This window comes from Herbaspirillum sp. GCM10030257, assembly GCF_042666555.1.
Taxonomy (GTDB): domain Bacteria; phylum Pseudomonadota; class Gammaproteobacteria; order Burkholderiales; family Burkholderiaceae_D; genus Noviherbaspirillum.
In genome coordinates this window covers 467,550-480,834 of the sequence record NZ_JBHTDH010000001.1, presented here as the reverse complement: position 1 = coordinate 480,834, position 13,285 = coordinate 467,550, and the positions used below count along the sequence as shown (strand labels likewise).

Annotated in this window: 15 protein-coding genes; 5 read left to right on the top strand and 10 right to left on the bottom strand. The window is 55.8% G+C overall.

Going from position 1 to position 13,285, the window contains the following annotated elements; all coding sequences use genetic code 11:
- Position 1: 1 nt before the first annotated feature.
- From ACFQUU_RS02195 to ACFQUU_RS02185, 3 genes are all read right to left on the bottom strand, one after another.
- A complete protein-coding gene (locus ACFQUU_RS02195) occupies positions 2-1,471 on the bottom strand; it encodes an APC family permease (protein WP_382241951.1) in 1,470 nt (489 codons plus the stop codon).
- 389 nt (positions 1,472-1,860) lie between these two features.
- Positions 1,861-1,998 (bottom strand): hypothetical protein, encoded by a 138-nt coding sequence (locus ACFQUU_RS02190; RefSeq protein ID WP_382241948.1) that lies wholly within the window; start codon positions 1,996-1,998, stop codon positions 1,861-1,863.
- The gene (locus ACFQUU_RS02185) at positions 1,995-2,150 is read right to left on the bottom strand and encodes a hypothetical protein (protein ID WP_382241945.1); all 156 of its coding nucleotides are present in this window, start codon (positions 2,148-2,150) and stop codon (positions 1,995-1,997) included. The genes ACFQUU_RS02190 and ACFQUU_RS02185 overlap by 4 nt, the downstream gene beginning before the upstream one ends.
- A gap of 613 nt (positions 2,151-2,763) precedes the next feature.
- On the opposite strand from ACFQUU_RS02185, the gene ACFQUU_RS02180 reads away from it, so the two are divergent.
- From ACFQUU_RS02180 to ACFQUU_RS02165, 4 genes are read left to right on the top strand one after another with little or no spacing between them, the layout of a single operon-like run.
- Positions 2,764-3,237 (top strand): hypothetical protein, encoded by a 474-nt coding sequence (locus tag ACFQUU_RS02180; protein ID WP_382241942.1) that lies wholly within the window; start codon positions 2,764-2,766, stop codon positions 3,235-3,237.
- Entirely contained in the window at positions 3,230-3,637 is a 408-nt protein-coding gene (locus ACFQUU_RS02175) for a hypothetical protein (protein WP_382241939.1), read from the top strand. Before ACFQUU_RS02180 ends, ACFQUU_RS02175 begins: the two co-directional genes overlap by 8 nt.
- A 58-nt stretch (positions 3,638-3,695) precedes the next feature.
- Positions 3,696-4,490, top strand: a complete 795-nt coding sequence (locus ACFQUU_RS02170) for a DUF6597 domain-containing transcriptional factor (RefSeq protein WP_382241936.1) — start codon at positions 3,696-3,698, stop codon at positions 4,488-4,490.
- Positions 4,491-4,513: 23 nt separating this feature from the next.
- On the top strand, positions 4,514-4,900 hold the full coding sequence (locus ACFQUU_RS02165; RefSeq protein ID WP_382241933.1) for a VOC family protein: 387 nt from the start codon (positions 4,514-4,516) through the stop codon (positions 4,898-4,900).
- A gap of 473 nt (positions 4,901-5,373) precedes the next feature.
- On the opposite strand, the gene ACFQUU_RS02160 is transcribed toward ACFQUU_RS02165, so the two are convergent.
- From ACFQUU_RS02160 to ACFQUU_RS02140, 5 genes are all read right to left on the bottom strand, one after another.
- Positions 5,374-5,574 (bottom strand): hypothetical protein, encoded by a 201-nt coding sequence (locus ACFQUU_RS02160; protein WP_382241931.1) that lies wholly within the window; start codon positions 5,572-5,574, stop codon positions 5,374-5,376.
- Positions 5,575-5,750: 176 nt separating this feature from the next.
- On the bottom strand, positions 5,751-6,269 hold the full coding sequence (locus ACFQUU_RS02155) for an MOSC domain-containing protein (RefSeq protein ID WP_382241928.1): 519 nt from the start codon (positions 6,267-6,269) through the stop codon (positions 5,751-5,753).
- A 13-nt stretch (positions 6,270-6,282) separates the two neighbouring features.
- Positions 6,283-7,587: a multidrug effflux MFS transporter gene (locus tag ACFQUU_RS02150; RefSeq protein ID WP_382241925.1), complete on the bottom strand. Its 1,305-nt coding sequence runs from the start codon at positions 7,585-7,587 to the stop codon at positions 6,283-6,285.
- Positions 7,588-7,748: 161 nt separating this feature from the next.
- Complete coding sequence (locus ACFQUU_RS02145) at positions 7,749-8,198, bottom strand: thioesterase family protein (protein WP_382241923.1); 450 nt, start codon at positions 8,196-8,198, stop codon at positions 7,749-7,751.
- Positions 8,199-8,337: 139 nt separating this feature from the next.
- Positions 8,338-10,383, bottom strand: a complete 2,046-nt coding sequence (locus ACFQUU_RS02140; protein ID WP_382241920.1) for an AsmA family protein — start codon at positions 10,381-10,383, stop codon at positions 8,338-8,340.
- Positions 10,384-10,454: 71 nt separating this feature from the next.
- Here ACFQUU_RS02140 and ACFQUU_RS02135 point away from each other — a divergent pair, with 71 nt between their 5' ends.
- A complete protein-coding gene (locus tag ACFQUU_RS02135; RefSeq protein ID WP_382241917.1) occupies positions 10,455-10,727 on the top strand; it encodes a hypothetical protein in 273 nt (90 codons plus the stop codon).
- Positions 10,728-10,836: 109 nt separating this feature from the next.
- Here the strand turns inward: ACFQUU_RS02135 and ACFQUU_RS02130 are convergent, their stop codons facing one another.
- Entirely contained in the window at positions 10,837-12,444 is a 1,608-nt protein-coding gene (locus ACFQUU_RS02130) for a DUF4142 domain-containing protein (protein ID WP_382241914.1), read from the bottom strand.
- Positions 12,445-12,839: 395 nt separating this feature from the next.
- Positions 12,840-13,271 (bottom strand): CBS domain-containing protein, encoded by a 432-nt coding sequence (locus tag ACFQUU_RS02125; protein ID WP_382242193.1) that lies wholly within the window; start codon positions 13,269-13,271, stop codon positions 12,840-12,842.
- Positions 13,272-13,285 lie beyond the last annotated feature (14 nt).

Genomic DNA, 13,285 nt, shown 5'->3' with positions numbered 1-13,285 from the left:
GCTACTCCTTCTCTGGAATTGAAGAAAGCGATTGGGCTTGTATGCCTGACTGCATACCGGATCGTACCGAACGCATTGACGAGCCTGAAGGAAGGCGTTGCATCAGAAGTAGAAGAACAATGCCCACGAACAAGACGGCAACGCCTATCCATGCCGCATTCCATCCGCCAAGTTCCTGGCTGTACACATACGACAGGCTGGACCACAGCATGAACCCGCATGTGACGCAAAACATCAATGGCAACAGCGGATAGAAAGGGACACGGAAAGGACGCGGCGTATGTGGTTCGCGCATGCGAAGGACAATCAGCGACATCCCGGACAGGAGAAAGAACACCCAGAATACCGGCGCAGTAAATTCCACCATGGATTTGAACCCGTTGCCGACCAGGCCGCCGATGAACAGCAGGCACAACGCAGCAATGCATTGCACCCGCATCGCTGTTGCCGGGCTGTCTCGATGCGCATCCCAGGCAGCAAGTCGCCCCAGTATCGGCCAGTCGCATGCCAGTGCATAGCTGGTTCGTGCACCGACGATCATGGTCGCATTGATGGACGTCACTGCGGATACGAGTACCAGCACCGCAATGAAGCTTTCTCCGCCGACACCAAAGGAAGACCGCATCAGGTCCGCCGCGACCGTACCGGACTTGCCCATGGCTTCCATGCCGAGCACTTTCCAGAATGCCCAGACCACCAGCAGATACAGCATGGTAATAATGACGATGGAAGCGGTAAGGGCTGTTACCAAATTGCGCTTGCCGTTCTTGACTTCCGCGCTGATATAGGCGGCCTCATTCCACCCCCCGAACGTCAGGAGGACGAACACCATGGCCATCCCAAACGAAGATGTAGCCGGCATCGTGACCGTGACACTTTCTTCCCGGAGACCACCAGCCACGCTTGCTGCAACGACGATGGCCAGCAAGCCAAGGACTTCAAGCACGGTAAGCCATGTCTGCGTCACTGATCCGGCGCGAATGCCGAACAGATTGATCCACGTAAGCGCAATGACGCATGACGCCGCGTAGACCACTGGCCCCCATGTGTTTCCCACACCGCCAAGCGGTAGTAAACCGTGCAGATAATCCCCGAAGACAAATGCCAGCAAGGCGATCGATCCAGTCGTAATGACCGAAAGCCGGGCCCAGCCGAACAGGAATCCGACAGATCGGCCATAGGCGCGCACCAGGAAGTGATAATCTCCACCGGCATGCGAGTAGGCGGTGGTAAGTTCCGCATAGCAAAGGGCGCCGGCCAGTGAGACAATGCCGCCGAGAATCCATGCGCCGAACATCCATTCGACGCTGCCCGTCATGCTTGCAACCAGCGCCGGCGATTTGAAAATGCCTGCGCCGATCACTACACCGACAATCAGCGTGATCGCCTCGAACAGACCGAGCGTCGGACGAGGGAGTGCCTGTGCTGAGGTCGCGTCCGAGGACTTGAGCGTCGGCGTGGGGTCTGCCATGTCAGTTTCCGGTACCCGGCTCGTCGTTAGTGACGAAGTCAGCGTATCGGGCTGATATGGATATGCGAAAGACTTGTGTGCGTTGCATCATCTTGTGCATGGCCGCTCTTTCTGATCCGATGAACAGGGAATAACACATGCATCGGAAATCGACTGCGTTGCAAGGCTATCCAGGGAACTGCCCATTAGGTTTTGCGATGGTGCGTGCTTATGTAAGGTTCGATCAGCTTTATCGCACCATGATATGGATCAGAGCCTCGTGTATTACGGCAATGCGTTATGCGTCGTCCTTGCTGTGCCTGCGGTGCTACGGTCCGCCTAGTTGGCAGGTCGGTTCAGCAATACCTCAATATGGCTGCGCGCCACGCCAAGGGTTGAGCAAATCGTCCTCATTGATCGCCCCCGGGCAACAGCAGCGAGCGCGCAATCCATCTTTTTGCTTTGGCGAAATCTACGACTTCCTTAAGGATGTCGTTCTCCAACGTCTTGCCGTCCCAATGCTGCCCCAAGTTCCTTAATGCGTTCATGGCTTCCTGCAGCTTCGACGCCGGAACGACTGGTTCGTTGGCACCTGCTGCTGCCAGTTACCCTTCCGTACAGGTTTGCGCCATTGAAACAACTGGATAGCTGTGATGCCAGCTTCGCGGGCCACCAAGGATGCCGACATGCCCAGCTCCATAGTCTTTCTTACTCATTACAGTTTCTGTTCCGGCGTCCAGCGTCTGCGCCGCTGGATTGGGCTTTTTTCCTCGGTGTCTCAAACACCAAATTGGGGGAACGCCCATGCCCGCGTCAATTCCTTCCACACTCAGAAACCGTAATCTCCTGTTTTCCAGATGGATACTGATGACGCATGATCACGTCGGTGATGATCATTTCTACCTCACCCAAGAGTTAATGCGAAGATGCTTGGCGTGCATCGGCCAAGTGTCAGCATGGTGGCAAATGCGTTTCAGCAAGCTGGTTTTATCAGGTACACCAGAGGGAAGATGTTGAGCCTTAATCGGGTAGGACTTGAGGACACGGCTTGTGAATTTTACAGGATCGTAGAAGTTCAGTTCAGTCGAATACTGGGCATCCGGCATGACAAATCGACGCAGATTCACACAGAGAAATGTGCGCAGCCGGTAGACATCAACTGAATCTCCATGGAGTGTCCCTGGGCCCATTTCTGCAGGCTCCCCATGCTCAGTCATGAGGATCAAGCGAGATTATTTATCAGACAGCTTCCCAGCTTAATAGGCAGTCCCTCCCGTATAAACCTAGTTAGTCATTTGAAGAACGCGATTAAATTGAAGACATTGAAACTCACATTCGAGTCGGAGGTTGCCGCTTCTGCGGATGAGGTGTGGTCATGGGCCACATCGGTCAGTGGCCTCAGGGCTGAAATGCATCCCATTCTGAAGATGACTTTCCCGAAGGGCAAGACCAGCATTCTTGACGTTCAAGTTGTACCGGGTAAGCCGCTCTTCCGTAGTTGGATTCTTCTTTTTGGTGTACTTCCAATTGACCGGTCGGACTTGACAATACTCGAAGTCGAGCAAGGCCGTTTTGTCGAACAATCACCGATGGTCAGCATGAGACTGTGGCGACACGAAAGGGTTATCATCCCGACCGGGGCAGGCGCATTAGTGACTGATATGCTGGAATTCTCTCCACGCTTTGCCGCAGCGTTAGTTGGACTATTCGTTAAGCGTTTTTTCGAACACCGCCATTCTGTCCTGCGGTATGTGTTTAGACATAGGAAGACAACGGAGCATGTATAACTCAGTAGTCCATTCCGACGGAATTACCGCCAGTTATCTGGATCGTCAGCCATCTCGTATGCGCGAATTTCTACCGCATCATTTGATACGCTTTTGTCATCCACTAATCGGCTTGGCACTGTTGCCATGGGCAACGGCATTTGCATTGCTTGCATTGTTAATGCACCGTACAGACCATCCCGCTTCCGAGGTAGTCAGCGTCTTTGGCCTCATATTTTTATGGTCAAGTGGGGTCTACTGGTGGACGTTGCTACGCTATCCTTACATTGAAGCAGGCAAAGCCATCTGCGTTAGTCGAGACGGATTGCAGGGACAGAATAGCCTGCCGTTCCTTATTTGCTATTTTCCAGGCGCGGTATCGGCCTCAATCGCTTGTATGAATATGACGGTCAATGGTTAACTTACTACTTGATCAAAACACCTCTGGTGCCGTTCAACACCTTCGCTAGGTATTCGACATGAACCCAACCACCAGTGCTCAGAATGCAGCGGTTGTTCCGCCTTCGGAGCCGCTTCGAGACTTCGTCAGTCACTACTGGTTAAGTCTCAACAATCTGGATTCGACTTACATGGCATTTCCAGATGGCGCAGTCGATCTTGTCATTCAGGTTAGTGGTGAATCCGCGTTTAGTTGGCTATACGGCACTACGACGAAACGAACCGATTTGCCCCTTGGACTGCACGACCATTATCTTGGCGTTCGCTTTAAACCTGGACAGAGTCGTCACTTCATCAAGATACCGGCGCGCGAGTTAACCAACGACCGAATTCTTTCGGAGGATGTTCTCCAGTTCTCTCTCGATGACATGCCGGAACGGATCGGAAATGCGGATGTATTTATTCGGATGAACGAACTTCTCGAGCGTCACTTGGCAAGTCATCCACCGGAGCGTGTCGGGATTGACGATGCGATCGCAATTATTCAAGCGGCTCGCGGTACCGGCCGTATTCAAGAGGTTGCTGAAGTTTACGGAAAAAGTGCGCGCCAGTTCGAGCGCATATTCCTTGAAACCGTGGGGATTTCAGCAAAGTGTTTCGCTGCAATCGAGCGCTTCTGGCATGCGACCACACTTATGAAGCAGCCATTGGCAGTGTTGGCCGGCATCGCGGCAGACGCAGGGTATTCCGATCAAAGCCACATGACCCATGATTTCAGGCGCCTTGCAGGCCTGACACCAGGGGAACTCGCGCGGGCTCGTGTCGTATTTTTACAAGACCAGGCATCACTTATTCGTCAACATGGAGACTCCTAGTCAATTCATGTGTGGAGGTTCCTATGAAAATTTGGTCTGGCGTGGTCACCGAGAAAGTGATGGAGTCGCGAGATTTCTATGTGCGTCTGTTCGGCTGTGAAGTACTCTACGAAGGGGAAGGTGGCTGGTTCGTCTTGCTGCAACTTGGCAGCACGGAACTGGGCTTCATGAAGCCCAATCTTGAAACGCAGGCCCCGATCTTCCGCCCCGCGTTTCAAGGCAAAGGTGTGTGGGTTGTTGTAGACGTACCTGACGTGGAAGCGGAATACCAACGAATCAAATCGTTGGGAGTGCCTATTGAGGCTGAATTGCGCGACGAACCTTGGGGTGACCGCCATTTTGTCATTGTCGATCCCAATGGCATTGGCGTTGACATTGTCCAAAGAGACCATGAAGAGGGAAATGCCTGAGAGGCAGCTCCAGCTGACGCGGCGTGGCATGTGTCTGAACCGTAGCGTCAGATAGCTGCGGCGGGGACGAGTCCAACTCTGCGGTAGAGTCCCACACTCCTACTGCGCCGGCGCCGAGTGTGTCATCGGCGCCATCGGCACAACAGCTAAAAACAGCTAAAGCGTCCCGTTGGTGGTGTTAGACGAAAGAATTTGAAAAGCGCATCAGCGCGGTTTTTGTATCACACATGGGCTGTGTCCTGAAAGCTTTGGGATGAGATGCTTATGGTTGCCGACCCAAATGGGCTACTCGTCAACATGTTTTCGTTTCGATGAGGCCGTCCAACAGAACATTCAAGCGGACACACGCATTGCGGGCTTCGCGCTCCGCCATGAGTATTTAGTTCTTGCTCACTTGTGTAAGTCCGGCAAAGGCAGGTCCGCACCATGATAACTGAGCAAGAATCAGCGGACCTGGATGTTCTTGACCGTCCCTACTGCATGTGACCAGGTTCGCCTTCCAGAATCAACTGGTACATGCCATCCTCGTCCGGCCCGAAATAGGCCTTGGCGAGATAGAAGGTCTGGCTGTTGACAGGAAAGGGTTCGGCGATCGGTGGCATGTGCGGTAGTTCGAACATGCCAAGGTCTGTACGTGCGCCGTTGGCGCTTTCATGGAAGACTTGTACTTTCATTGTGGGTTCCATTGACGGATAGCGTTGGTAGATTCAGAGCTGATCCTGGCCTGGCGTACAAGGCAAGAACAAGGCACGACAGTATGGCAATACCAGATCCGCTCTAACCATAGAGTCACGACCGCGATGACAGTTTCCGCATTCGCCCCGTCATCGATTTCATCTATTCATTGCAGTCAGGAAGCAGCAGGCTCGCAACGCACCGCATCGCCTACCCGCACGATGCCACCCGACATGATGCGTGCAGTCATCCCGCCATGTCCGCGCATGGCGTTGTAGCCGCCCGGCCCAAGTACTTCTTCCATACGTGAACATGGCTCGCATGGACCGGTGACCGACAGGATGACATCCGTACCAATGCGCAACAGAAAAGGCTGGTCATTAAACAGGCTGCGCGTGGCAATCAGGTTAATGCCAGACACAATGAGGTTGCGCCGTAACAAGCCCGGATCGACGTGCTCAAGACCGCACAATGCGGCAACCACCGGCAAGTGTTCTGCCTGGATCAGGGTGACCTGTCGCTTTCCACTCCCGCGCCCGCTACGCAAGCTGACATGATCGCCATCAAGCCCCTGCCCTGCTACGGCCAGCACTTCCTCCACCGATCTGGTGTCGGCCCGACGGGCGGGACGCACCAGGATGCCGGTGACCGTTCCCGGGCGCGGGAAGCGGCTGACCAGCTCACGTAATTGCATGGCCGCTTACCGCCTACTCAACCGGCACAGTTTCCCAGGCATTGACCCCTGCCTTGCGTAGGGCTTCCTGCTGAGCCTGGTGATAGGACCGACCACCGAGCCAGAAAATCAGGGCGATCACGGCACAGGCCAACTGGCCGGCTGCCAGCCACAGCACCGAATGCGAGAGAAAAGGTGCGACCACACCGGAGACAATCGCAGCCAGCATGGTTTGTGTAAATGACTGACACGATGCGACGAGACCGCGTATCTCGGGAAACAGATCAAGCACCAGTAGCGTCACACCGGGCGCAACAATCGACATGCCGAAGGTATAGAAAAACAGCGGTGCAACCGACCATGGCAAGGCCGGCGGCAAGAATGCATGGTAAAGCACATTCACCACGCCCGCGCCGATCAGGAAGCAGAACCCGAGGATTACTTGTCGTGGCACCGTGATAATGCCTGCGAGACGATTGACTGTGAGTGCCCCCAGGAAGATGCCGCCCACGGTAGGGACAAACTGCCAGCCGAACTGGTCCGGACCGAGCCCCAGGTGCTGGGTGATGAATACCGGCGCGGCCGCGACATACAAGAACAGACCCGCGAAATTGAAGGCGACGGTACCGGCCTTCAAGTGGAATAACGGCGAACCAAATACCCGTTTGTAGCTTCCGGCCAGTGCGTGCGGGCTAAACGGCTGGCGCTTGTCCGGCGGCAGGGTTTCCGGCAAGCGCTTGTAACAGCACCAGATCAGGATCGCGGTATAAAGGAAAAGAAACAGAAAAATCGCTCGCCAGTCGCGGATCTTGACGATCCATCCACCGAGGATGGGCGCTATCGCAGGGGCAACCGAAAAAATCATGGTGACCAGCGACAGCAGTTTTGCGGCCGGCGCACCGGAATAGAGATCGCGGATGATGGCGCGCCCGATCACCACACCGGCACCGGCGGACACGCCTTGCAGAATGCGGAACGCCCATAGATATTCGACGCTGTGTACGGCGGCACAGCCCAGTGACGCGACGCAGAATACGGCAAGCGAGCCGAGAATGATGTTGCGCCTGCCAAATGCATCGGATAACGCACCGTGCCACAGGATCATCACCGCAAACGAAAACATGTAGGCGGTAAGCGTCTGCTGGACTTCGATCGCGCTGGCATTCAGGCTGGCCTGTATGTTTGGAAAGGCCGGCAAATAAGTGTCGACGGAAAACGGGCCGAGCATGGCAAGCGCGGCCAGCAGCAGAGGCAGTCCGCGCCAGTGCGCTACAGCGGATCCACCAATGTTCGCGGCGTCATCTTCGGCGCGCCGTACCGTATGCTGTGTTTTTTTCATCGCTGACTCTGTAAATTCTTCGGCGACCGGAATGGCGCTGCAGGCCTTTCACGCTCACTCTGGTCGGACTTGAAGCGGCTGCAATTGGTTCAGCGGGTACAGCGGGTCGGGCCGGTGCCCGACTTCAGAGGATTGGTGCGACGACGCGATTCATTTGCGCCTCAATCCCGGTCCACCCAGTTGACCCGTTCAAACTTCCGGTAAAAAGCTTCCGGCATCGGCACCACTTTGGTCTGCTTGTAATTGAAAAACACGAAGCCCGATTTGGCCATCGCTACCAGCGCGTTATCGCGCGGCCGCGTAATGCGAAACATGATGTCTCCGCCATATCTGTTGAGGTCCATGATGCCCACCTCGAACAATAACTGGTCGCGTGCATGCGCCTCGCTGCGGTAAGTCGTAGCCAGATCGGTCACGATGATGCCGACACCGTCTTCCTGTGTTTCTTCAATCCCGAAGTCATACAGGAAACGCGCACGTGCTTCCGAGATCATGGAAATCATCGAATCGTTGCCAAGATGATTGGCACCGTTGATATCGGTGACGCGAACCGTCAGGTGGGTGGAGTAGTAGAACTGGTCTTCCGGAAATTCGAGCTTGAGGCGGGCCATTACAATTTTCTTAACACGGAGCGGAGCCGGATGCGGCTTTCATATATCTACACGCATGTCAGTGTTGATTCCTGACATCAACCAGCATTTTACCCGTTCAACGTTGCTAAGGTATGGACGCGATCCTTGAGCCGCTCGCTCAGCGGCCGGAAGAGCTTTGCGTTTCCCCTGTGCGCTTGGCGTCCGCCGTGGTCGGCGCCTTGTTTGGCGGTGGTGCAACCGGCTTCTTGCCTGCTTCGGCCAGTAGTTCCTTGCATGGCGCTTCTTCCCCCGGGCCAGGATTGATTAACGCCAGCAGGGCCGCTACCGGTGCGGCAATCGTTCCCAGCGCAACCGCTGCGCCTGCCTTCAATGCCACCACGCCTTTATCGATGCCGACATCGGGATTTTTAAATGTGCCCTCGACATGCAGCGGCGAACGCAGAGAAATAATGCGGATGCCTTTGCTCTCGGGCCGGATCTTGAGCTTCATCTCTTCGGTATCGAAGTTGATATGGCCATCCACCACGATAGTCGCGTCCTGGGTATCGACAACAAAGGCGCGGGTTTCCATCAAGCCATCTTTCACGCCGAAATCCGCAGCCAGGCAATTCAGCTGGACCTGCCGGTCGCCGAACACCTTTGCAATCACCGCGCTACCGACATTGAGCCCCATCGCTTCAAGAATGAACTTACTCACGCTGCCCTGCGTCACCAGCGACTTGACTTCGCCGTCAGCGGACGCCATCAACGTGGCGATCGAATTACCTTTTGCCGACAGCTTCGCGTCGCCGTTCAGTTCACCGAGACTGGCCTGCATGGATTCGACTTTAGGAAACATCTGCTTGATCTTGAGCCCGCGTGCGGTGACGTTCATCCGTGCGTTGGCCGGATCTTTGCGGCCGTCGATATTGAGTTCGGTCGTCAGTCTGCCACCAGCCACGCCGAAGTTGAGTGGCGCCAGGGACAGCACGCCATCCTTCATGTCGATTTTGGTAAACAAGTTATCGATAGGCACGCTTTCCGCCCGGACGATCTTGCGCCCGGTGAACTTCACCTGCACGTCGATTTTTCTCCATCGCTCGGTCTTGAAAGGCGATACCGGCAACACCTTATCCGGCGGCTGCTTGACATCGGATGCATTCTTTTTCGGACCATCCTTGTCGCCGGCGCCGATCAGTTCGCCGAGGTCGCCAAGATCAAGATAATTCGACACGACCTCACCAGTCAGCGTCGGACGTGGCTTTTGCTGATGATATTCGAGGGTGCCGGCAATATCGCTGGAACCGACCTTGCCCTTGAATTTCTCGTACTTCAGCCGCATCGCGCCGGGCGCCAGGTTGCCCACGACGCGACCTTCAGTCGAGAACTTCGGGGTGGTCGGCAACAGCACGCCGCTCAGGGGAAACAGGTCCGCCATGCTGGCGCCGAGAATTTTCAGATCCAGTTCGAGCGCGCTCAGGTGTGCCGGTTCGGTCAGCGTGCCATCGGCGGTGATCGTGGTCTCACCGACCTTGAGCAAGGCCTGCACCGGAAATTTGACGTTCTTCTCTTGCAGGGATAACAGGCTTCCCACCTTGCCCTTCCCGCTGACCTTTTCGTTATTGAATTTTCCGCCTGCATTGAAGGTAACACTCTGATCCTGATCGGTATCGACCTGCACTGCGACATCGGCCTTCTTGCCAGGATCGACATAACGGACATTGCCATCGCGAATCGCCAAGTCCTGTACCTTGAACTGCCATTCCGATTCTTCCTCATCTTTCTTTGGAAACGTCCAGTTGTTCTGGTCGCTGTCTTTTTCCTGTTCAAGATTTAATTTGCCCTGCGAAATCGTGAGTGAATGCACGACGATGGTCTTGCGCAGCAGGGCCAGTAAATTGATGCCGAAATCGACTTGGCCGATGCGAGCCATCTCCGGACCAGTCGTTGCCCAGTCGGGATTTCCCAGCACGACGTCCTTGGCCTGAAAATGCGGCCAGGGTACATATCTTCGCCAGCCCTGTTGCTGGTTCAGCGGCTTGGTCCAGCTTAGCGATAGGTCGCCATTGATTGCAAACGAACGCTCGGTCGCCTCGCTTACGCGCTCATTGATCCAGGGCTTGGCACGGTTCAGGTCGGCATGGGAAAGCAGTACGGCGACCAGTGCCAGCAGGGCAATGATGCCTGCGACGATGCCAAGGGCGATTTTCGGTGCGCGTGTCATATCGATATGATCGAACTGACAAGGCGTAGTTCTCTGGCGGCGATTCCTCTGTTGATTACACCCGCTCGAACATGATGAATGTCAAGGAGCGCGTGGTGCTTTGGGTAGATGCCGTATCGTTATGGCTTCACGATTACCTACAGCGGTGCCGTAGACAGAAGCTGCACTATCCCGGTGATGTTTGCATCGATCTGGACCCTGAATATCCCTGCGGCAAGACGGCGCAAGCAAGCGGTCGCAGCCGGCGCATTGGGCAACCGATGAGGAAATCGCAAAAAAACAATGGCGACGATAAAGCTGTTTGGCTATCTTCATCGCTCAACTCCACCAGCTTCGGTTCTTAATTCAGATCTTGATGTGACAATACCGTTTCAGGACCGACTAACTGCAGTGGCGCAGTGGCAAATTGTATTGCAACGCCGCCCCTGTAGAGAAAGGGGCGGCGTTGTCTTGTTAAAGCGCGTCACGCAGCGCTTGTACCTGCTGTAGCAACGTCAACACTTGGCCTCCGAGTCCGCGTAACAACACCCGGGCGTCATCGCGGTGGGCTGTTAGTGTGGGAAGCAGCGATTGGGCGAACCCTTGCGCCTGCGGATTGGTCGGCCGCTGTATTTCCTCGGTAAACCGCTCGATCGCCTTGTCGTGCAACCGCTCGTTATACGCGGCGAAGCCAGCATCGAATGTCTGGCCCTGGGCAACCACCAGCGCGCTGTATGCCAGTTGCTGCTCTGGCGAAAGTTCGATTGGGAGAATCACGCCATTGGCCTGGGCGAGCTGCTCGATCTGCAGCTGGACCGGTGTGTGCTCGCTTACCATGCGCTGGCCATATGCCCTGATGCTGGCGTCCGTGGACGCTAAGGCACCAAGGTAGGCCAGCCGGATTTCAGCCAGATTAAATTGCGCTGCGCTATATAAGAAACTCGGCGTGATGTTCCTTGCCAGTTCCGAAGCCCTGAACAGGTGCCCCGCAAGGTCAGGTTCCAGGGACCGCGCCAAGCCGCGGACATCGACGTCGCGTCCGTCCCCGGTCATCTGCGTACGTGCAAACCGTACTGCTTTCGCATGCGCAATGACATTGACATCCATATAGGCGCGATCGAAATCGGCGCCAGAGAATCGGGCAAGATCCTCGGCAATGGCTTGCTGCTCGGGATTGATTGCTGTGGGCAAAGGCAATTCCTTGTCGCCACTGAACGTGGCGATGCGGGCGTTCGCCGCGGTATGTTCGTCGACCATGCTTTGCGCGAAGCGCCGGACGTCCTCATCGGTAGCGCGCTCCAGGGCGACTTGCGCCCATTCGACTTCAGCGAGGCTGCTCTGATAGGTGAACGCCACGAATGCAGCCGGATCGAGCCGTTGCAGAAGATCTTCCCCGAACGCCAGATGCGTCTTGAGGAGGGGAGCACTGATCGCAGCGAGATAGCGTGCATCAAGATCGTCACCGGTGCGTGCCTGGCGCATCGCTTCAGCCACATCGGCGCTATGCGTGACAACGTTTTGCCACATGTAATCACGATCGAACTGTTCGCCAGTCAGGGCCGATAGCCTTGTTATCTCAGCGGACTGCTCGGTAGAGATATCGGTCGGCAATGTCACGTTCTTCTGTTGCGCAAGCTGCTGGATCTGGGAATTAACGATCGTGTGTTGTTCAATCATTCTGCTCGCATATTCTTTCACCCCGGAGCTTTGCGCACGTGTCTGCGCGAGCTGAGCCAATCGGATCTCTGCAAGGCCATCCTGGTAGGCTGCGGTGAAAAAAGCGGTTGCCGCTGCGGTCGCAGTGGTGGTTGCCGCGGGTACCAGCGTTGTCATTGCGGAAGGTGTCGCAGCAGGTGATGCCCCTGCCGGCGTGCCTACTGCGGGCGAGGCCCCGGTGGCTGACGTTGCTGGAGTTGCCGGTGTTGTTACTGTTCCACCTAACCCAGCTCCGCTGGTATCCGTTGTTTGCAAAAGGGTGGAACTGCCTCCAGTGCCACCTGCGATAATTCCGCCGTCACCATCGCTACCACCGCACGCGGCCAGTGACATGGCCAACGCCAGTACAGAAATCCGTTTCATCATTGTCTCCAAGGGAATCGTTGTGCTGCCAAAAGTCCCGGTGCAGGTGCCAGGAATGCGCGTAGGACAGAAGGTCCGCTAGGGCCGGAATAAGCTGGGAGGGGTGACGAGAAATCGGCCCGCCCATCGGACGCGCGGTTATCGACAAGTCGTTTTGGCAGTCTAGTTACAGCCAATTACCTTTACAAGACGAACCGCACAGCGGCATGGGCAAGATGGCGCCGACTATGATGTGGCACAAGAAGAATTACCTGGGGCTTGCTCTGGTGTGACGTTCACGCCGCCTGGCGTGGTACCAGTGCAACTAAGCGGCGCAAGCGCCTCGCTTACTGCATCCGTAACAGTGAATGTGACGGATCATCGGCGGGGCGCAGGTGCAGATGAAAGACGATGAGCGCCTAATGCATGGGGGCGCCTGGCTGCGGTTCTGAAATACCGGCCAGTGCGTCGGTCGCGGGCTGATCCGCGCCGGCTATCGCGATATCACCAAGGCTCAAGATGCCAACCAAACGCTTATCGTTATTCAGCACGGGTAGGCGGCGTACCTGCAAGTCGCCCATCCGATTTGCCACATCGTCAATGTCGTCGTCTTCAAAGCAGTATTCGATCGATTCCGTCATCACATCGCGAATGGTCGAATCCGTCTTGCCCTGCGCCAGGGCGCGCACGACGATGTCGCGGTCCGTCACCATACCGACTAAGCGATCGTTCTCGCCCACCGGCAATGCACCGCAATCGGCATCGGCCATCATTTTAGCTGCGTCCATAATGCTCTGATCAGGGGCGGCCAACTGGACGTTGGGCGTCATTACTTCTGAGACACGCATAATATCCTCCAACCAAG